This is a genomic window from Pseudomonas sp. MWU13-2105 (assembly GCF_023242315.1).
GTDB lineage: Bacteria > Pseudomonadota > Gammaproteobacteria > Pseudomonadales > Pseudomonadaceae > Aquipseudomonas.
In genome coordinates, this window is the sequence record NZ_JALLIY010000002.1 from 126,939 (window position 1) to 146,692 (window position 19,754).

At 62.8% G+C, this 19,754-nt stretch carries 18 protein-coding genes; 13 read left to right on the forward strand and 5 right to left on the reverse strand.

The window, feature by feature from the left end; genetic code table 11:
* Positions 1-30: 30 nt before the first annotated feature.
* Positions 31-1,260 (reverse strand): phosphoglycerate dehydrogenase, encoded by a 1,230-nt coding sequence (gene serA / locus M5B96_RS03305; RefSeq protein ID WP_248795062.1) that lies wholly within the window; start codon positions 1,258-1,260, stop codon positions 31-33.
* A 202-nt stretch (positions 1,261-1,462) separates the two neighbouring features.
* On the opposite strand from serA, the gene M5B96_RS03310 reads away from it, so the two are divergent.
* The gene (locus M5B96_RS03310) at positions 1,463-2,857 is read left to right on the forward strand and encodes an FAD-binding oxidoreductase (protein WP_248795415.1); all 1,395 of its coding nucleotides are present in this window, start codon (positions 1,463-1,465) and stop codon (positions 2,855-2,857) included.
* A 37-nt stretch (positions 2,858-2,894) separates the two neighbouring features.
* Positions 2,895-3,560 carry a fumarylacetoacetate hydrolase family protein gene (locus tag M5B96_RS03315; RefSeq protein WP_248795063.1) on the forward strand — a complete coding sequence of 222 codons (666 nt, stop codon included), beginning with the start codon at positions 2,895-2,897 and terminating at the stop codon, positions 3,558-3,560.
* A gap of 132 nt (positions 3,561-3,692) precedes the next feature.
* Here M5B96_RS03315 and rpiA read toward each other — a convergent pair whose 3' ends face one another.
* Complete coding sequence (gene rpiA / locus M5B96_RS03320) at positions 3,693-4,364, reverse strand: ribose-5-phosphate isomerase RpiA (protein ID WP_248795064.1); 672 nt, start codon at positions 4,362-4,364, stop codon at positions 3,693-3,695.
* Between the two features lie 114 nt (positions 4,365-4,478).
* Here rpiA and ilvA point away from each other — a divergent pair, with 114 nt between their 5' ends.
* The 4 genes from ilvA to M5B96_RS03340 all read left to right on the forward strand — a co-directional run bounded on the left by ilvA (position 4,479) and on the right by M5B96_RS03340 (position 8,438).
* Complete coding sequence (gene ilvA / locus M5B96_RS03325; protein WP_318654824.1) at positions 4,479-6,062, forward strand: threonine ammonia-lyase, biosynthetic; 1,584 nt, start codon at positions 4,479-4,481, stop codon at positions 6,060-6,062.
* Positions 6,063-6,266: 204 nt separating this feature from the next.
* Entirely contained in the window at positions 6,267-6,695 is a 429-nt protein-coding gene (locus M5B96_RS03330; protein ID WP_248795066.1) for a DUF2269 domain-containing protein, read from the forward strand.
* 22 nt (positions 6,696-6,717) lie between these two features.
* Positions 6,718-7,974 carry an SDR family oxidoreductase gene (locus M5B96_RS03335; RefSeq protein WP_248795067.1) on the forward strand — a complete coding sequence of 419 codons (1,257 nt, stop codon included), beginning with the start codon at positions 6,718-6,720 and terminating at the stop codon, positions 7,972-7,974.
* Positions 7,971-8,438 carry a DUF2269 family protein gene (locus M5B96_RS03340; RefSeq protein WP_248795068.1) on the forward strand — a complete coding sequence of 156 codons (468 nt, stop codon included), beginning with the start codon at positions 7,971-7,973 and terminating at the stop codon, positions 8,436-8,438. The genes M5B96_RS03335 and M5B96_RS03340 overlap by 4 nt, the downstream gene beginning before the upstream one ends.
* A gap of 123 nt (positions 8,439-8,561) precedes the next feature.
* Here M5B96_RS03340 and M5B96_RS03345 read toward each other — a convergent pair whose 3' ends face one another.
* Entirely contained in the window at positions 8,562-9,218 is a 657-nt protein-coding gene (locus tag M5B96_RS03345) for an HAD family hydrolase (protein ID WP_248795069.1), read from the reverse strand.
* 143 nt (positions 9,219-9,361) lie between these two features.
* Between M5B96_RS03345 and M5B96_RS03350 the strand changes: the two genes are divergently transcribed.
* Positions 9,362-9,841 (forward strand): RNA pyrophosphohydrolase, encoded by a 480-nt coding sequence (locus M5B96_RS03350; protein ID WP_040071746.1) that lies wholly within the window; start codon positions 9,362-9,364, stop codon positions 9,839-9,841.
* A 21-nt stretch (positions 9,842-9,862) separates the two neighbouring features.
* Positions 9,863-12,136, forward strand: coding sequence for a phosphoenolpyruvate--protein phosphotransferase (gene ptsP / locus M5B96_RS03355; RefSeq protein WP_248795070.1), 2,274 nt, complete (start codon positions 9,863-9,865; stop codon positions 12,134-12,136).
* 11 nt (positions 12,137-12,147) lie between these two features.
* Here the strand turns inward: ptsP and M5B96_RS03360 are convergent, their stop codons facing one another.
* On the reverse strand, positions 12,148-12,894 hold the full coding sequence (locus tag M5B96_RS03360) for an NRDE family protein (RefSeq protein ID WP_248795417.1): 747 nt from the start codon (positions 12,892-12,894) through the stop codon (positions 12,148-12,150).
* 110 nt (positions 12,895-13,004) lie between these two features.
* Here M5B96_RS03360 and M5B96_RS03365 point away from each other — a divergent pair, with 110 nt between their 5' ends.
* From M5B96_RS03365 to M5B96_RS03375, 3 genes are all read left to right on the forward strand, one after another.
* Positions 13,005-13,787, forward strand: coding sequence for a sulfite exporter TauE/SafE family protein (locus M5B96_RS03365; protein ID WP_248795071.1), 783 nt, complete (start codon positions 13,005-13,007; stop codon positions 13,785-13,787).
* A gap of 125 nt (positions 13,788-13,912) precedes the next feature.
* Entirely contained in the window at positions 13,913-14,734 is an 822-nt protein-coding gene (gene lgt / locus M5B96_RS03370) for a prolipoprotein diacylglyceryl transferase (protein ID WP_248795072.1), read from the forward strand.
* A gap of 48 nt (positions 14,735-14,782) precedes the next feature.
* The gene (locus M5B96_RS03375; RefSeq protein ID WP_248795073.1) at positions 14,783-15,754 is read left to right on the forward strand and encodes a thymidylate synthase; all 972 of its coding nucleotides are present in this window, start codon (positions 14,783-14,785) and stop codon (positions 15,752-15,754) included.
* Between the two features lie 178 nt (positions 15,755-15,932).
* Here the strand turns inward: M5B96_RS03375 and cadR are convergent, their stop codons facing one another.
* Positions 15,933-16,379, reverse strand: coding sequence for a Cd(II)/Pb(II)-responsive transcriptional regulator (cadR, locus tag M5B96_RS03380; RefSeq protein WP_248795074.1), 447 nt, complete (start codon positions 16,377-16,379; stop codon positions 15,933-15,935).
* Between the two features lie 83 nt (positions 16,380-16,462).
* Here cadR and M5B96_RS03385 point away from each other — a divergent pair, with 83 nt between their 5' ends.
* A complete protein-coding gene (locus M5B96_RS03385; RefSeq protein ID WP_248795075.1) occupies positions 16,463-18,844 on the forward strand; it encodes a heavy metal translocating P-type ATPase in 2,382 nt (793 codons plus the stop codon).
* 17 nt (positions 18,845-18,861) lie between these two features.
* Positions 18,862-19,725, forward strand: coding sequence for a LysR family transcriptional regulator (locus M5B96_RS03390; protein WP_248795076.1), 864 nt, complete (start codon positions 18,862-18,864; stop codon positions 19,723-19,725).
* Positions 19,726-19,754 lie beyond the last annotated feature (29 nt).

Sequence of the window (19,754 nt, forward strand, 5' to 3'; positions counted from 1 at the left end):
GCCTCCCTTTTTTCGTCCAGCGCCTGAGGCTTAGAACAACACGCGGGAGCGGATGGTGCCGTTGATGTGTTGCAGTTTCTCTTGCGCCAGGTCCGAGTATTCGGCGTCGACGTCGATCACCACGTAACCGACTTTCTCATTGGTCTGCAGGAACTGACCGGAGATGTTAATGCCGTTTTCCGCGAAGACCTTGTTGATTTCGCTCATCACACCCGGGATGTTTTCGTGGATGTGCAGCAGGCGGTGCTTGCCAGGGTGAGCCGGCAGGGCCACTTCGGGGAAGTTGACCGAGGACACCGAAGTACCGTTGTCACTGTACTTGACCAGCTTTTCCGCCACTTCCAGGCCGATGTTGGCCTGGGCTTCGGCGGTCGAGCCACCGATGTGCGGGGTCAGGATCACGTTGTCCAGGCCACGCAGCGGGCTTTCGAACTCTTCGTCGTTGGAGCGTGGCTCCACCGGGAATACGTCGATGGCCGCGCCGATCAGGTGCTTGTCCTTGATCGCGTTCGCCAGGGCGTCCAGCTCGACCACGGTGCCGCGTGCGGCGTTGATCAGGATCCCGCCTTTCTTGATTGCGCGGATTTCCTTTTCGCCGATCATCCACTGGGTTTCGGCGGTTTCCGGAACGTGCAGGGTGACGATATCGGACATGCCCAGCAGCTCGGTCAGGTTCGAGACCTGTGTGGCGTTGCCCAGCGGCAGCTTGGTCAGGGTGTCGTAGAAGAACACCTGCATGCCCAGGCCTTCGGCGAGGACCGACAACTGCGTACCGATCGAGCCGTAACCGATGATCCCGAGCTTCTTGCCACGGATTTCAAAGGAGTTGGCCGCGCTCTTGATCCAGCCACCGCGATGGCAGGAAGCGTTCTTCTCGGGAATGCCGCGCAGCAACAGGATCGCTTCGGCCAGCACCAGCTCGGCAACGGAGCGGGTGTTGGAGTAGGGCGCGTTGAACACGGCGATGCCGCGCTCGCGAGCCGCGTTGAGGTCGACCTGGTTGGTGCCGATGCAGAAACAACCGACCGCGACGAGCTTCTTCGCGTGATCGAAGATTTCCTCGGTCAGTTGGGTGCGCGAGCGAATGCCGATGAAGTGTGCATCGGCGATCTTTTCCTTCAACTGGGCTTCTGGCAAGGAGCCAGTGAGGTACTCGATATTGGCGTACCCGGCGGCCTTGAGGACGTCGACAGCGGATTGGTGGACGCCTTCGAGAAGAAGGAACTTGATCTTGCTCTTATCGAGAGAAGTCTTGCTCATCTGCGTAAACCTGTGTCCCGGAGAAAAATGGCAGGGAAATGGACAGCTTGAGCTGACCGCGCGGCGTGATCGCCGGCACCGCAGATCGGCCTGATAGCACGCTTCTGCGGGGGGCGTATGCTAGCATATGCGACCCGCAAACACTCATTCTGCGACGTGAAGCGTCCTCAGGATGACCATGAATAGTTCGAGAGTTCTGTCGATGACCCATCCTGCCCTGATTGATGAGCTGAAGACCCTGGTTGAGCCTGGTAAGGTCCTGACCGATGCTGACTCCCTGAATGCTTACGGGAAGGATTGGACCAAGCATTTCGCCCCCGCGCCGACGGCCATCGTGTTCCCGAAGACCACCGAGCAGGTCCAGGCCATCGTGCGCTGGGCCAACCAGCACCAGGTCGCGCTGGTGCCATCCGGCGGGCGTACCGGCCTGTCCGCCGCGGCCGTGGCGGCCAACGGTGAAGTGGTGGTGTCCTTCGACTATATGAACCAGGTGCTGGATATCAACCTGACCGACCGTACCGCCGTCTGCCAGCCGGGCGTGGTCACCGAGCACTTGCAGAACGTCGCCGAGGAACAGGGCCTGTACTACCCGGTGGACTTCGCTTCGGCCGGTTCCAGCCAGATTGGCGGCAATATCGGCACCAATGCCGGCGGGATCAAGGTGATTCGCTACGGCATGACCCGCAACTGGGTGGCCGGCATGAAGGTGGTGACCGGCAAGGGCGATGTGCTGGAACTGAACAAGGACCTGATCAAGAACGCCACCGGCTACGACCTGCGCCAGCTGTTCATCGGCGCCGAGGGCACCCTGGGTTTTGTGGTCGAGGCCACCATGCGCCTGGACCGCGCGCCGAAGAACCTGACCTGCATGGTCCTCGGCACCCCGGATTTCGACTCGATCATGCCGGTGCTGCATGCGTTCCAGGGCAAGCTGGACCTGACCGCCTTCGAATTTTTCTCCGACAAGGCCCTGGCCAAGGTCCTCGCTCGTGGCGACGTGCCGGCACCGTTCGAAACCGACTGCCCGTTCTACGCACTGCTGGAGTTCGAGGCGACCACTGAAGAAGTGGCCAACCACGCCCTGGAAACCTTCGAGCACTGTGTCGAGCAGGGCTGGGTGCTGGACGGCGTGATGAGCCAGAGCGAAACCCAGTTGCAGAACCTCTGGAAGCTGCGCGAGTACATCTCCGAGACCATTTCCCACTGGACGCCGTACAAGAACGACATTTCAGTCACCGTGTCGAAAGTACCGGCGTTCCTCAAGGAAATCGATGCCATCGTCGGCGAATACTACCCGGACTTCGAAATCGTCTGGTTCGGTCACATCGGCGACGGCAACCTGCACCTGAACATCCTCAAGCCGGAAAACCTGAGCAAGGACGAATTCTTCGCCAAGTGCGCTACCGTCAACAAGTGGGTGTTCGAAACCGTCGAGAAGTACAACGGCTCGATCTCCGCTGAACACGGTGTGGGCATGACCAAGCGCGATTACCTGACCTACAGCCGTTCCCCGGTTGAAATTGAATACATGAAGGCGATCAAGGCGGTGTTTGATCCGAACGGGATCATGAACCCGGGCAAGATCTTCGCGGTTTGAGCCTGAAGTCACTGATAACAAAGACCAGGAGTCGGTAATGAGCTATCAGCACCAGTATGTCGACGGTACCCGCATTCACTTCCCTCTCGGCAAGGTGGTGTGCATCGGCCGCAATTACGCCGAACATGCCAAGGAACTGGACAATCCGGTGCCGACCGAGCCGCTGTTGTTTATCAAGCCGGGCAGTTGCGTGGTGCCGATCGAGGGTGGTTTCACCATTCCCGCGGACCGCGGTTCGGTGCATTACGAGGCCGAGATTGCCGTATTGATCGGCAAGCCGCTGTCCAACAAGCCGAGTGTCGAAGAGGTGCTGGATGCCATTTCCGGGTTTGCCCCGGCGTTGGACCTGACCCTGCGCGACAAGCAGGCCGAGCTCAAGAGCAAGGGTTTGCCCTGGGAAATCGCCAAGTCGTTCGACGGTGCCTGCGTGCTGTCGCCGTTCGTGGTCGGCAGTACCTTCCCGGACCTGACCCGGATCGGCATTCGCCTGACCATCAACGGCCAGGTCCGCCAGGACGGGATCAGCAGCGACATGCTCAACCCGATCGTGCCGATGATCCAGTACATGGCCGCGTGTTTCTCGCTGCAGGCCGGCGATGTGATCCTGACCGGTACGCCCGTGGGCGTCGGCCCGCTGAATGTCGGGGATGAGCTGGTACTGGAATTGCCGGGCGCCAGCAGCTTCAGCAGTAGCGTCCGTTAATCACGACGGCTTTCTTCCGCAGGAGCGACGCGGTCTTCTTCTGTAGGAGCTGGCTTGCCAGCGATAGGCCGGCAAGCCTGGCGTTGCTCTCACGGACGCCATCGCCGGCAAGCCGGCTCCCACAGTCCGGTGTCAGGCCTTGAGGGTCTTCACGCCTTCGCTGGTGCCCAGCAGCAGCAGATCCGCCGGACGCGCCGCGAACAGGCCGTTGGTGACCACGCCGACAATCGCATTGATCTGGCTTTCCAGCTCCACCGGGTTGGTGATCCGCAGGTTGTGCACATCGAGGATGATGTTGCCGTTATCGGTCAACACGCCTTCGCGATACACCGGATCACCCCCCAGTTTCACCAGCTGGCGCGCCACATGGCTGCGGGCCATCGGGATGACTTCGACCGGCAGTGGGAACGCGCCGAGCACTGGAACCAGCTTGCTGCCGTCGGCGATGCAGATAAAGGTCTTGGCCACGGCCGCGACGATCTTCTCGCGGGTCAGGGCCGCGCCGCCGCCCTTGATCAGGTTCAGGTGTGCGTCGCTTTCATCGGCGCCGTCGATATAGAACTCCAGGTCGCTGACGGTGTTCAGTTCATAGACCGGAATCCCGTGGCCCTTGAGGCGCGCGGCGGTGGCTTCGGAACTGGCGACCGCGCCGTCGAAGGCGCCCTTGTGTTGCGCCAGGGCGTCGATAAAGCAGTTGGCGGTGGAGCCGGTGCCCACGCCGATGACGCTTTTGTCATCGAGCTTGGGAAGGATGAAGTCGACAGCGGCTTGGGCCACGGCCTGTTTGAGTTGATCCTGGGTCATGCGGGCTCCGAAGGCGGGCAGGGGATGTGCGAAAGGCCGGCATTATAAGCGCTGGGGCGGGGAAGGTCATTGTCCGTTTGGCCGCAGGCCCCGGCAATAAACCTCAGGAACCCTGTGGTCGTTGCCGCAAGCGCTGGGTTAGACTCCTCGGTCCCTGTCCACACCCGCCAGCGATGCCTTCCGATGCTTGAACAGTACGTCAAGAAGATCCTCACCTCGCGCGTCTACGACGTTGCCGTGGAAACCCCATTGCAGACCGCTCGCCAGCTCTCCGAGCGGCTGGGCAACCAGGTCTGGCTCAAGCGCGAAGACCTGCAGCCGGTGTTTTCCTTCAAAATTCGCGGGGCCTACAACAAACTGACCCAGCTCAGCGAGGCCGAGCGCGCCCGTGGCGTGGTCACGGCTTCAGCGGGCAACCATGCCCAGGGCCTGGCCCTGGCGGCCAAGGTGCTGGGGGTCAAGGCCATCATCGTGATGCCCAAGACCACGCCGGAAATCAAGATCGAAGGTGTTCGCTCCCGGGGGGGCAAAGTGGTGTTGCATGGCGATTCCTTCGCCGAAGCCCTGGCGCATTCGCTGCGGCTGGTCGAGGAAAAAGGCTACGTCTACATCCACCCCTACGATGATCCGCATACCATTGCCGGGCAGGGTACCGTGGCGATGGAGATTTTGCGCCAGCATCCGGGGCCGTTGGATGCGATCTTCGTTCCGGTCGGCGGTGGCGGGTTGATTTCCGGGATCGCGGCCTATGTGAAGTACCTGCGGCCGGAGATCAAGGTGATCGGCGTCGAGCCGGATGACTCCAACTGTCTGCAACAGGCCATGGCCGCCGGCGAGCGGGTGATATTGCCCTCCGTGGGGCTGTTCGCCGACGGTGTGGCCGTGGCCCAGATCGGCCAGCACACCTTCGATATCTGCAAGGACTATGTCGACGAGGTGATCACCGTCAGTACCGACGAGATCTGCGCCGCCATCAAGGATATCTACGACGATACCCGCTCGATCACCGAACCGGCCGGTGCCCTGGGCGTGGCGGGGATCAAGAAGTACGTCGAGTCGCGCAAGATCAGCGGGCAGACCCTGGTGGCGATCGACTCCGGCGCCAACGTCAACTTCGACCGCCTGCGCCATGTCGCCGAGCGTGCCGAGCTGGGTGAAGGGCGCGAAGCGATCATCGCCGTGACCATTCCGGAGCAGCCGGGCAGTTTCAAGGCGTTCTGCGAGGCCATCGGCAAGCGCCAGATCACCGAATTCAATTACCGTTATCACACCGGCCGCGAAGCGCATATTTTCGTCGGCGTGCAGACCCACCCCGACAGCGATCCGCGCAGCGCCCTGATCGACAGCCTGACCGGCCAGGGCTTCCCGGTGCTCGACCTGACCGACAACGAACTGGCCAAGCTGCATATCCGTCATATGGTCGGTGGGCATGCCGCCCATGTCAGCGACGAGATGGTGCTGCGTTTCGAGTTCCCGGAACGTCCGGGGGCATTGTTCAACTTCCTCAACAAGCTTGGCGGGCGCTGGAATATCTCGATGTTCCATTACCGCAACCATGGTGCCGCTGATGGCCGGGTGGTCGCGGGCCTGCAGGTGCCAGAGGACGAGCGGCATCTGGTACCGGCGGCGCTGGCGAAAATCGGCTACCCGTATTGGGATGAAAGCGAGAACCCGGCGTATCGCTTGTTCCTTGGCTGAAACGCGGCGGATGGCTGCTAAGCTGGTGGGCAGGCCCGGTTTCTGGGGACGCTACAAAACCCTGTAGGAGCTGGCTTGCCAGCGATGAGGCCTGCAAGGGCGATGCAAGTCTCTGGGGCCCCATCGCCGGCCAGCCAGCTCCTACAAGGGTTGTGTTCGGCTCGTTGCTCGAAAGTTGCTCGTAAACACCAAGGAAACGATGAAATGGAAACTCTCACTGCCTTGAAACTGCTACACGGCGTGACACCGGTGCTTTTGCTCGGTAGCGCGCTGGCGGTGACGATCCGGCTTTGGCGCGGACGCCGTGCTGGCGATGTGACTATCCAGAGTCACACCTTGCAGCGCCCCTGGTTCTTCGTCTGGGCCCTGATGGCGCTGTGCCTTGCGGTGCTGCCGGTCAGCGGCTGGTGGCTGGTGCACCTGGCTGGTTGGCCGCTGGGCCAGAGCTGGCTGTTGGGTTCGAGCGTGCTCTACACCCTGGGTGCCCTGAGCTGGGTGTGGCTGGTGGTCCGTCTCAATCGCCTGCGCCGTGGCATGACGGCGCGCCATCCAGGGTTCACGCTGGCCCTGGCCATTTTCACGGCCGTCTGTTTTGTCGCCATTGCGGGCCTGATGGGCGCGAAACCGGTTTAAACCGTCAGGCCGGGGAGTTGCCATGAAGGTGCTTCTGGTAGGGGCCACGGGTTTCGTCGGTCGCCATTTGCTGGCGGCGTTGCATGCCGCGGGCCACGAAGTGGTCGCCACCAGCCGTGGGCAGCACATCCGCTCGCTGCCAGGTGTCGAATGGCAGGTGCTCGACCTGGATCGGTTGGCCGAGGACGCCAAGCATTTCATCCTGCCCCACGGTATCGATCTGCTGATCAATGCCGCCGGATTGTTGAGCGTCGATGAACAGGCATTGCGCCTGACCCAGGACCTGGGAGCCCGCGCGCTATTCGACCTGGCGGCGCGCCGGGGCGTGCGGGTGCTGCATATTTCCGCGCTGGGCGCCGGCGAGCAGCCGGATGTGCCGTTCCTGGCGAGCAAGGCGGTGGCGGATGATTACCTGATGGCGCTCGGCGTGCCCGCCGTGGTCCTGCGCCCCTCGTTGTTGCTGGGGGCCGGCGGGGCCAGCAGTGCCTGGTTGGCGCGGCTGTCTCCGTGGCCGCTGATTCCCCTGCTGGACCTGCAAGCCCGCCTGCAACCGCTGCACATCGACGATCTGTCCGCCGCCGTGCTGGCTTTGCTGCGCCATTGGCCGGCGCATTCCCAGGTGTTGCCGCTGGTGGGGCCGCAAGTGCTGACACTGGCTCAGGTGCTTGACCAGTTGCGCGCGGCCCAGGGCTGGGGGCCCGCGCGCTACCTGAAGGCGCCGGGGATCCTGTCGCGGGCCGGGGCCTGGCTGGGCGAGCGCCTCGGTTGGCGGGCCTTGAATCGCCAGAGCCTGCGCATGGCGCCGCGTGACAATGTCGCCGACCCTGAGGCGCTGGCCGCGGTCTGTGGTTACCGGGTCGCGCCGTTATCAACCCGCCTGCTGGACTGGCCGAACGCCGGCCAGAGCGTCCAGTGGGCGCTGCGACCGTTATTGCTGGCGGTGATGTTGCTGATCTGGCTGGGCACGGCGGCGGTTTGCCTCGGACCTGGTTACGACTGGAGCCTGCGGATCATGGCCGAGGCCGGTGTGAGCGGGACGCCCGCGGTGTTCGCGGTCTATGCCGGGTCGCTGTGCGACGGGCTACTGGGCCTGGGGATGCTGCTGCGGCGTACGCGCAAGTGGGCGTTCCGCGGGCAATTGCTGTTGATGGGCATCTACACCCTGATTATCAGTTTCGTGCTGCCGCACTACTGGTTTGACCCTTATGCCGCCGTCGCCAAGAACCTGGTGCTGATGGTGGCGACCCTTTGGCTGCTTTGGACCGAACCGCGTCGATGAGTGCTTACCTGCTGCTGAAAACCCTGCATATCCTGTCTTCCACCATTCTCTTCGGCCTGGGTGCCGGTTCCGCCTATTACGCCTTGCGCGCCTGGCGCACGGGGCAGGTCGAGGTGATCGCGGCGACCTTCAAGCACCTGGTGTTCGCCGATTGGGCCTTTACCACCACCACGGCAGTGTTCCAGCCGTTGAGCGGGTTGGGGCTGATGCACCTGGCGGGTTGGCCTATTCAGCAAGGCTGGCTGATGTGGAGCCTGGGCCTGTTCGTGGTGGCGGGGATCTGCTGGCTACCGGTGGTCTGGCTGCAGATCCGGGTGCACAGGATGGCCGGGCAGGCCTTGCGCGATGGCACGGCGATGCCGATCGAGGCCGAAACCTATATGCGCTGGTGGTTTGTCCTGGGCTGGCCGGCGTTCTTGTCGTTTATGGCGATTTTCTACCTGATGGTCGCCAAGCCGGCCTGATCCGGCACCGAGTCGCCTTCTTCGCGGGCAAGCTCCGCTCCCACATCGGGTCCTGAGTCGTACGCACTTTCTGTGCTCGTCACAAATCCAATGTGGGAGCGGAGCTTGCCCGCGAAGAGGCCATCAGCCACGCAGACTGATCACCGGCCACCCACGCTTCTCGGCTTCCGCCCGCAGATTCGGATCCGGATCCACCGCCACCGGATTGGTCACCTGCTCCAGCAGCGGCAGGTCATTCATCGAGTCGCTGTAGAAATAGCTGTCCTCCAGGCCATGCCCGGTTTCTTCCAGCCAACGATTCAAGCGCGTCACCTTGCCCTCGCGAAAGCATGGGACATCGGTGCTGCGCCCGCTGTAGCGGCCGTCGATCATCTCGCACTCGGTGGCGATCAGGGTCTCGACCCCTAGTCGTGTGGCAATCGGCGCCGTGACAAAACGGTTGGTGGCGGTGATGATCACCAGCTTGTCGCCCGCGTCGCGGTGCTGGGCCAGCAGTTCGAGGCCCTTGGGCAGCACGATGGGTTCGATGCAGTCGCGCATGTAGTCGCGATGCCATTCGTCCAGTTGCGCCATCTCGCTGCGGCCGAGAATCTCCAGGCAGAAGTTCAGGTATGCGGCGTTGTCCAGGCGGCCCGCCAGGTAATCCTGGTAGAACTCGTCGTTGCGGGTTTTATAGGCCACCGGATCGAGAATCCCCCGTTCGCACAGGTAATCGCCCCAGGCGTGGTCGCTGTCGCCGCCCAAAAGTGTGTTGTCCAAGTCGAATAAAGCCAGACGCATTGCGGTTACTCGCTGATAAGCCTGTAAAAAGGTCTCCAGAATACGGTCTTTTCACAAGAGTGCACATAAGGTAGGCAGGCTCGTTGCTGCTTTCACAACCTTTGTGGAACAATGCGATGACATGCGTTTGCGAGGTGGTTGCCGTGATCGACCCCGATGGTTTCCGTCCTAATGTCGGGATAATTCTGACGAATGATGCTGGGCAGGTCCTCTGGGCACGCCGTATCAACCAAGATGCATGGCAGTTTCCGCAAGGCGGGATCAATCCAGACGAAACGCCCGAAGACGCTTTGTACCGCGAATTGAACGAAGAAGTCGGCCTGGAACGAGAAGATGTGCAAATTCTCGCCTGTACCCGGGGCTGGTTGCGCTATCGTTTGCCGCAACGCCTGGTACGTACCCACAGCCAACCGCTGTGCATCGGCCAGAAGCAGAAATGGTTTCTCCTGCGCTTGCTCTCCAACGAGCAGCGGGTGCGGATGGATTTGACCGGTAAACCGGAGTTCGATGGCTGGCGTTGGGTCAGCTATTGGTACCCGTTGGGCCAGGTGGTGACATTCAAGCGCGAGGTCTACCGTCGCGCGCTCAAAGAGCTTGCCCCGCGCCTGTTGGCGCGCGACTGACACGGAGTTCGACCCCGAGCCATGCTCAATACGCTGCGCAAGATCGTCCAGGAAGTTAACGCCGCCAAGGATCTCAAGGCGGCGTTGGGCATTATTGTATTGCGCGTCAAAGAGGCCATGGGCAGCCAGGTCTGCTCGGTCTATTTGCTGGACCCCGAGACCAACCGCTTTGTCCTGATGGCCACCGAGGGCTTGAACAAGCGCTCGATCGGCAAGGTCAGCATGGCGCCGAACGAAGGCCTGGTTGGCCTGGTGGGTACGCGCGAAGAACCGTTGAACCTGGAGCACGCCGCCGATCACCCGCGGTATCGCTACTTTGCCGAAACCGGCGAGGAGCGTTACGCCTCCTTCCTCGGTGCGCCGATCATCCACCATCGCCGCGTTGTCGGCGTGCTGGTGATCCAGCAGAAAGAGCGGCGCCAGTTCGATGAGGGCGAGGAAGCCTTCCTCGTGACCATGAGCGCCCAGCTCGCCGGCGTTATCGCCCATGCCGAGGCCACCGGTTCGATTCGCGGGCTGGGGCGTGAAGGCAAGGGCATCCAGGAAGCCAAGTTCATCGGTGTGCCGGGCTCGCCGGGCGCGGCGGTCGGTACCGCGGTGGTCATGTTGCCGCCGGCGGACCTGGACGTGGTGCCGGACAAGGCGATCATCGATATTGACGCCGAGCTGGCGCTGTTCAAGACCGCCATCGAAGGCGTGCGCGCCGATATGCGCACGCTCTCGGCAAAACTCGCGACCCAGTTGCGCCCGGAAGAGCGGGCCTTGTTCGACGTCTACCTGATGATGCTTGACGATGCCTCCCTGGGCAGCGAGATCACCAATGTGATCAAGACCGGCCAATGGGCCCAGGGCGCCTTGCGCCAGGTGGTCACCGATCACGTCAACCGTTTTGAACTGATGGACGACGCCTACCTGCGCGAGCGCGCGTCGGACGTCAAGGACCTCGGGCGCCGGTTGCTGGCCTACCTGCAGTCCGAACGCCAGCAGGCCATGGTCTACCCGGACAACACTATCATGGTCAGCGAAGAGCTGACCGCGGCCATGCTCGGCGAGGTGCCGGAAGGCAAGCTCAAGGGCCTGGTCTCGGTACTGGGTTCGGGTAACTCCCACGTGGCGATCCTGGCGCGGGCCATGGGCATTCCGACGGTCATGGGCCTGGTCGACCTGCCTTACTCGAAGGTCGACGGCATCGAGATGATCGTCGACGGTGCGCGTGGCGAGGTGTTTACCAACCCCAGCGAAGTCCTGCGCAAGCAATACGCCAGTGTGGTGGAAGAAGAACGCCAGCTGTCCGAGGGCCTGGACGCCTTGCGCGAACTGCCCTGCGTGACCCCTGACGGTCATCGCATGCCGCTGTGGGTCAACACCGGCCTGCTGGCCGATGTGGCCCGGGCGCAGCAGCGCGGCGCCGAAGGTGTCGGCCTGTACCGCACCGAAGTCCCGTTCATGATCAACCAGCGCTTCCCGAGCGAGAAGGAGCAGTTGGCGATCTATCGCGAGCAGTTGTCGGCGTTCCATCCGCAACCGGTGACCATGCGCAGCCTGGACATCGGCGGCGACAAGTCGCTGCCGTATTTCCCGATCGAAGAGGACAATCCGTTCCTCGGCTGGCGCGGTATCCGCGTGACCCTCGACCACCCGGAAATCTTCCTGGTGCAGGCGCGGGCCATGCTCAAGGCCAGCGAGGGCCTGAACAACCTGCGGATCCTGCTGCCGATGATCTCGGGCATCCATGAGATGGAAGAGGCGTTGCACCTGATCCACCGGGCCTGGGGCGAAGTGCGCGACGAAGGCACCGACGTGCCGATGCCGCCGGTGGGGGTGATGATCGAGATTCCGGCGGCGGTGTACCAGACCCGCGAGCTGGCGCGGCAGGTGGACTTCCTCTCGGTGGGCTCCAACGACCTGACCCAGTACCTGCTGGCCGTGGACCGCAACAACCCTCGGGTCGCGGACCTCTATGACTACCTGCACCCGGCGGTGCTGCAAGCCCTGCAGAATGTGGTGCGCGACGCCCATGCCGAAGGCAAGCCGGTGAGTATCTGCGGCGAGATGGCCGGCGATCCGATGGCGGCGGTGTTGTTGATGGCGATGGGCTTTGACAGCTTGTCGATGAACGCCACCAACCTGCCGAAAGTGAAATGGATGCTGCGCCAGATCAACCTGAGCAAGGCCCGGGAACTGCTGGCCCAGGTGATGACCATCGACAACCCGCAGGTGATTCGCAGTACCTTGCAGTTGGCGCTGAAGAACCTCGGCTTGTCACGGATGGTGGTGCCGACCGTCACACATTGAGGGGGGAGGCGCTAGACCTTTAGCTCCACCTCTCCCAGATGCCCGCCATAAGGTCCGAAGCTGCGCTCCACAAGATGGCGCGTGCCGTCGGCGTGGCTGATCAGCACCGTGCTGGCCCGGGTGCCGTAGCTGGGACTGGCGATAAACACGCTGGACAACAGGCTCTCGGTGGCGAGGCCCACTCCGGTGTCCGGCAGCTCGGCAAAGGCCGCGGTCGTCGGATCGCCGAGCATCGCCAGCAAAGCCTCCGGCCGGGGATCGGCCAGCGCCCAGGACAATGCCGCCCGCGCCTTGAGCAGTTTCGGCCATGGCGTATCGAGTCCGGCATTGGACAGTCCGTACACTCCTTCGGCCAGCTGCCGCGGCTCGCCTTCATGGGAATTGAAATGCCACAGCGCCTCTGTTGTGCCCAACAGCAGGTTGAAACCGGCATATTCCAGCGATCTGGCACGAACTTCGGCTAAATACTGGTCAACCGACAACTCCCCGGTGAGAAAACGTGCCACCAGCTCCCCGCGCGAACGCCGGGCCACTGGTTGGTGCGGGTTGCGGATGTTGGTCAAGGCCGCAAAGCGGCCCCGGGCACCGATCCCGAGCCAGGTACCGCCCGCTTCCAGATCGCGTCCCGCATAGACCTGCGGCGCTTCAGGCCATTGCGCCAGCGGCAGGCTCGGCCGGGCATAGAATTCATCACGGTTGGCCGCGACGATCAGCGGCTGGGCATGGCCCGGGCGCCAGGCAAAGACAATCAGGCACATCAGCGGATCCTCGATGTTTTTGCTCACTCTACGCAGGGTATCCATCGCCATCCAGTAGAGCCGTGTGCCTCCTTCCGTTACCATGCCGGACTTGTTTCGCGGGGGCGCGCATGGAATTTCTGCTCTATCTGGTCTTGGGGGCCTGTGCCGGTGTGCTGGCCGGACTGTTCGGCGTGGGCGGCGGGATCATTATCGTCCCGGTGCTGGTGTTCAGTTTCACCCTGCAAGGGTTCGATCCGCAGATCCTCACGCACCTGGCGGTGGGCACGTCCCTGGCGACGATCATTTTCACCTCGTTCAACACCATTCGCGGGCATCACAAGCGCGGTGCGGTGCTCTGGCCGGTCTTTACCTGGATGGCCGTGGGTATCCTGCTCGGTTCGGGCCTCGGCGCGTTGACCGCCAAGGCTATCGCCGGCCCGAACCTGCAGAAGATCATTGGTGTGTTCGCCCTGGTGGTGGCGGCGCAGATGGCCCTGAACCTCAAGCCCAAGGCCAGCCGTAGCGTACCCGGCAAGTTCGGCCTCGGCCTGGCGGGGGCGGTGATCGGCTGGGCCTCGGCGATTTTCGGCATCGGCGGGGGCTCCCTGACCGTACCTTTCCTGACCTGGCGCAGCGTGCCGATGCAGCAGGCGGTGGCGACATCCTCGGCCTGCGGCTTGCCGATTGCCCTGGCCAGTACCTTGAGTTTCATGATTCTGGGTTGGCACGATCCGTTGTTGCCGGCCCACAGCCTGGGCTTTATCTATTTGCCGGCCTTGCTCGGGATTGCCCTGACCAGTATGTTTTTTGCGCGTTTCGGTGTGCAGTTGGCGCACCAGTTGTCGCCGTTGTTGCTCAAGCGGCTGTTTGCCGGCCTGTTGTTCGTTGTCGGTCTGAAGTTCCTGATCTGAGTCACAGGCCCGGTTCAGTCATGTCGACGCAATATTGGCTTAATGGCGCGGTTGCAACATGACCCGCCGGCCCGGGTGATAGCTGTTCGCCGGGCCCTGAATTTTTACTCTATCGAGGAGTTGCAATGCTGCCTTACCCGCAGATTGACCCGGTGGCCCTGGCCATCGGCCCGCTGAAAATCCACTGGTACGGCCTGATGTACCTGGTCGGCATTGGCGGTGCGTGGCTGCTGGCCTCCCGGCGCCTGAACCGTTTCGACCCGACCTGGACCAAGGAAAAACTCTCCGACCTGATCTTCTGGCTGGCCATGGGCGTGATCGTCGGCGGGCGCCTGGGGTATGTGCTGTTCTACGACCTGAGCGCCTACCTGGCGAACCCGACGCTGATCTTCGAGGTCTGGAAAGGTGGCATGGCGTTCCATGGCGGCTTCATCGGGGTGATGCTGGCGGCCTGGTGGTTCGGCCGGCGCAACGGCAAGTCGTTTTTCCAACTGATGGACTTTGTCGCGCCGATGGTGCCGATCGGCCTGGGGGCCGGGCGCATCGGCAACTTCATCAACGCCGAGCTGTGGGGCAAACCGACCGATCTGCCGTGGGCGATGATCTTCCCGCCGTTCAGTGACCCGGCCCAGTTGCCGCGTCATCCGTCGCAGCTGTATCAGTTCGCCCTGGAAGGCGTGGCCCTGTTCGTGATCCTCTGGTTGTTCTCGCGCAAGCCGCGGCCGACCATGGCGGTCTCGGGCATGTTCGCGTTGTTCTACGGGATCTTCCGTTTTGTCGTCGAGTTTGTCCGGGTGCCGGATGCGCAACTCGGCTATCTGGCGTTCGGCTGGGTGACCATGGGGCAGATCCTCAGTCTGCCGATGATCATCGGCGGCCTGGGTTTGCTGTGGTTCGCCTATCACCGCGCCGCGACCCCACCGGCCGCGAAAGGCGCCGCGCTTTAAATTCGGATCGGGGCCCGCGGGCCCCGTATTCAAGGATGCAGGTAATTCATGAAGCAATATCTCGAACTGGTCGCCCACGTCATCAACAACGGCACCAAGCAGGCCAACCGCACCGGTGTGAACACCATCAGCTTTCCCGGGGCGATGCTGCGTTATGACCTCCAGGAAGGTTTCCCGGCGATCACCACCCGCAAGATGGCCTTCAAGTCCGCCGTCGGCGAGATGTGCGGTTTTCTCCGTGGGGTGAACAGCGCCGCCGAGTTCCGTGCGCTGGGCTGCAAGGTCTGGGATCAGAACGCCAACGAAAACGCGCAGTGGCTGGCCAATCCGTTCCGCCAGGGCGAAGACGACCTGGGCGAGATCTACGGGGTGCAATGGCGTAAATGGCCGGCGTACAAGCAGATTGCCAAGAGTAATGTCGCGGCTATCGAGCAGACCCTGGGCCAGGGTTACCGGCAGATTGCCGAGGGCGAGGAAGGCGGCCAGGCCTATGTGGTGCTGTACAAGGCCATCGACCAGGTGCGCCAGTGCGTCGACACCATCATCAAGGACCCGGGCAGCCGGCGGATCCTGTTCCATGGCTGGAACTGCGCGCAGCTGGATGAAATGGCCTTGCCGCCGTGCCATTTGCTCTATCAGTTCCATCCGAATGTGGAGACGAAGGAGATTTCCCTGACCCTCTACATCCGTTCGAACGACCTGGGGTTGGGCACGCCGTTCAACCTGACCGAGGGCGCGGCGCTGCTCAGCCTGATCGGGCGCCTGACCGGTTATACGCCGCGTTGGTTCACCTATTTCATCGGCGATGCCCATGTGTATGAAAACCACCTGGATATGCTCAACGAACAGCTGACCCGCGAGCCGTTCCCGATGCCGAAGTTGGTGATTTCGGACCGTGTGCCGGAGTTTGCCAAGACCGGTGTTTATCAGCCGGAGTGGCTGGAGCTGGTGGAACCGGGGGATTTCTCGCTGGAAGGCTACCAGCACCATGCGCCGATGACGGCGCCGATGGCGGTTTGAGCCGTCTCAGTCAAGCGGTCTCAAGTCTGGCCGAGATTTGTGGCGAGCGGGCTTGCCCGCGCTGGGGGGCGAAGCCCCCCTAAAATCAGCTACCCCACTGTGTCAGGCAGAACGCAGTCACAGGTTTTGGGGGCGCTTCGCCCCCCAGCGCGGGCAAGCCCGCTCGCCACAGAGGCCCTCAATGCCCGTGACTTCTTCCGACATGTGAGTGCTCTTCAGCCGCCACCACACTGCCGCTGACTTCCAACCGCTGCAGAATCCCGCACTGATCCAGGTCCGGCCCGCCGCCACAACGCTGGCGCAGATCCAGCAACTGCGTTTGCAACGCCAGCAACCCGTCGATCCGCGCCTTGACGTGATGGATATGCTCATCAATCAGCGCATTCACGCTTTCGCACTGGTCCTGCGGACTGTCGCGCAGTCCCAGCAAGCTGCGAATTTCCTCCAGCGTCATGTCCAGGCTGCGGCAGTTGCGGATAAAGGTCAGGCGCTCCACATGCGCCTGGGTGTACAGGCGGTAGTTGCCCTCGCTGCGCGCCGGTTCCGGCAGCAGGTTTTCCTTTTCGTAGTAACGGATGGTTTCCACCTGGCAGTCGGTGAGTTTCGCCACTTCGCCAATCTTCATCGTTCGATCTCGCAAAAGGGTGCTTGACCCTATAGTGGCTACAGGGTGTTCACTTGGCAACAAGCACTTTCAGGGACGCACCCATGAGCGACTCCATCCATCCTTCGCACAAGCCCGGCAGCGATCACGCGCATGCTGGTCACGATCACGATCACGATCACGATCACGATCACAAGCATGAGCATGGCCATGATCATAGTCATGACCACGGCCATGTCGACAAACAGGCTTTCCAGTCTTTCCGTGTCCTCCAGCCGGTAGAGGCTGCCCACGTCCATGGCGCGGCCGGGCATGCGCACAGCTGCTGTTCGAGCGCCGAAGCCCCGGCGCTGATCAAGCTCAGCGAGACCACCAGCGCCAACGCGCGCTTGAGTCGTTTCCGCATCGAAGCCATGGACTGCCCTACCGAGCAGACGCTGATCCAGAACAAGCTCGGCAAGCTGGCGGGCGTGCAGCAGCTTGAGTTCAACTTGATCAACCGGATCCTGGGCGTGACCCATGACCTGTCGTCGACCACGCCGATCATCGATGCCATCAAGTCCCTGGGCATGCTGGCCGAGCCGCTGGAAGAGGGCGCAAGCGCCGAAACCCCAAGCCAGCCGCCGGCGAAGAAGCCCTGGTGGCCCCTGGCGCTGTCCGGTGTCGGCGCCTTGGCCGCCGAAGTGATTCACTTCACCGGCCTGGCGCCGACCTGGGTGGTGGCCATCGTCGCGTTGGTTTCCATCCTCAGCGGCGGCCTGAGCACCTATAAAAAGGGCTGGATCGCCCTGAAGAACCGTAACCTGAACATCAACGCATTGATGAGCATCGCCGTAACCGGCGCCGTGCTGATCGGCCAGTGGCCGGAAGCGGCGATGGTGATGTTCCTTTTCACCGTCGCCGAGTTGATCGAAGCCAAGTCGCTGGACCGCGCGCGCAACGCCATCAGCGGCCTGATGCAGATGACGCCGGAGAAGGCCACGGTACGCCAGCCCAAGGGGGAATGGGTCGAACGTGAGGTGAAAAGCATCGAACTGGGCGCATTGGTGCGAGTGCGGCCCGGTGAGCGCATCGGCCTCGACGGCGAAGTGGTCTATGGCAGCTCCAGCGTCGATCAGGCACCGATCACCGGTGAAAGCCTACCCATCGAGAAGAATCCGGGCGACAAGGTCTTCGCCGGCACCATCAACCAGGCCGGCTCGCTGGACTATCGGGTGACGGCCGTGGCGGGCAACTCGACCCTGGCGCGGATCATCCATGCCGTCGAGCAGGCCCAGGGCGCGCGGGCGCCGACCCAGCGTTTTGTCGACACCTTCGCGAAAATCTATACCCCGGCGGTATTCGCCTTCGCCCTGGCGGTGGCGGTGCTGCCGCCGTTGTTCATGAACGGCCTGTGGTTCGACTGGATCTACCGGGCGCTGGTCCTGCTGGTGGTTGCCTGTCCGTGCGCGCTGGTGATCTCGACCCCGGTGACTATCGTCAGCGGCCTGGCCGCCGCGGCCCGCAAGGGCATTCTGGTCAAGGGCGGGGTGTATCTGGAAAGCGGGCACCAACTCGATTACCTGGCCCTGGACAAGACTGGCACCATCACCCACGGCAAGCCGGCGCTGACCGACTATCTGACCCTCAACCCACTGTTTCTCGAGACCGCACCGCTGATCGCCGCCAGCCTCGCGGCGCGCTCCGATCACCCGGTGTCCCTGGCGATTGCCAAGGATGCACGGGACAAACAGTGGACGCTGCGCGACGTCGAAGCCTTCGAGGCCCTGGCCGGGCGTGGGGTGCACGGCGAGGTCGGCGGCAAGGGTTATCACCTGGGCAACCATCGCCTGGTGGAAGACCTCGGCCTCTGCTCGCCGGCCCTCGAGGAAAAGCTCTTCGCCCTGGAAAAACAAGGCAAGAGCGTGGTGCTGTTGCTCGACGCTTCCGGTCCAGTGGCCTTGTTCGCCGTGGCTGATACGGTCAAGACCTCCAGCCGCGAAGCGATCCGCGAGTTGCATGCGCTGGGGATCAAGACCCTGATGCTGACCGGGGACAACGTCCATACCGCCGCCGCCATTGCCGCCCAGGTCGGGATCGACGAGGCCCGCGGCGACCTGTTGCCCAGCGACAAACTGCAGGCCATCGAAGATCTGTATGCCCGTGGCCATCAGGTCGGCATGGTCGGCGACGGTATCAACGATGCCCCGGCCCTGGCCCGCGCCGAGATCGGTTTCGCCATGGCCGCCGCCGGTACCGACACCGCCATCGAGACCGCCGATGTCGCCCTGATGGACGATGATCTGCGCAAGATTCCGGCTTTCATTCGCCTTTCGCGCCAGACCGCGCGTATCCTCAGGCAAAATATCGCCCTGGCGCTGGTGATCAAGGCGATCTTCCTGGTGGTGACGTTCCTGGGTTTTGCAACCATGTGGATGGCGGTGTTCGCCGACATGGGCGTCAGCCTGCTGGTGGTGTTCAATGGGTTGCGCCTGTTGCGCAAGTAAACGAATGAGAGGGTGATGTGCTGAGTGCCGAGCTGAAGGCGTTTTACCTGGTCGCCCGCCTGGGCAGCATCACCCTGGCGGCGAAAAAGCTCGGACTCAGCCAGCCCACGGTGACCACCCAGATCCGTCATCTGGAAAGCCAGTACTCGGTCGAGTTGTTCTATCGCGGTGGTCGGCGCTTGAGCGTCAGTGAAGACGGCGCGCGCTTGCTGCCGATGGTCAAGACGCTGTTGCAGCAGGAGGCCGATATCGAGTTTTTCCTGCGCAACGCCGGGCAGGTACAGGGCACCCTGCGGATTGCCGCGACCGCGCCGTACTACATCCTCGATCTGGTGAAGGCCTTTCGCGAGCGCTTGCCGCAGGTGGAAGTGTCGGTGGAGATCGGCAACTCGCAGCAGGTGCTGGAGGCGCTGGAGGATTATCGGGTCGATGTCGCGGCTTCGTCGCAGTTGCTGGAGGACCCGCGGCTGATCCGCCGGGTGCTGGGCAGCGATCCGCTGGTGCTGGCGGTGCATCGCAATCATCCCCTGGCGGTGCATGATCATGTGCCGCTGAGTGCGCTGGCCGGGCATTGCCTGCTGATGCGCGAGCCGGGGTCGACCACCCGGCAACTGACGGAAGAGCTGTTGCGTAACGCACAGGTCAGTTATGGCCCGTTGCTGGAGATCGGCAGTCGTGAGTCGATCCGAGAGGCGGTGCTGCGCAATATCGGCATCAGCATCATTGCTCGGCAGGAAGTCCCCCATGACCCGCAACTGCGGGTGCTGACCATCGAGAACGCGCCGCAGATCCCCGAGTACCTGTATTGCCTCAAGGAACGCAAGGCGGCACGCCTGCCGGCGGCGTTTCTGGGGTTGGCGCAGGAAATGGCGCCGGCCTGATAGTTCGGTGGTGAATGGCCGCCTGCTGC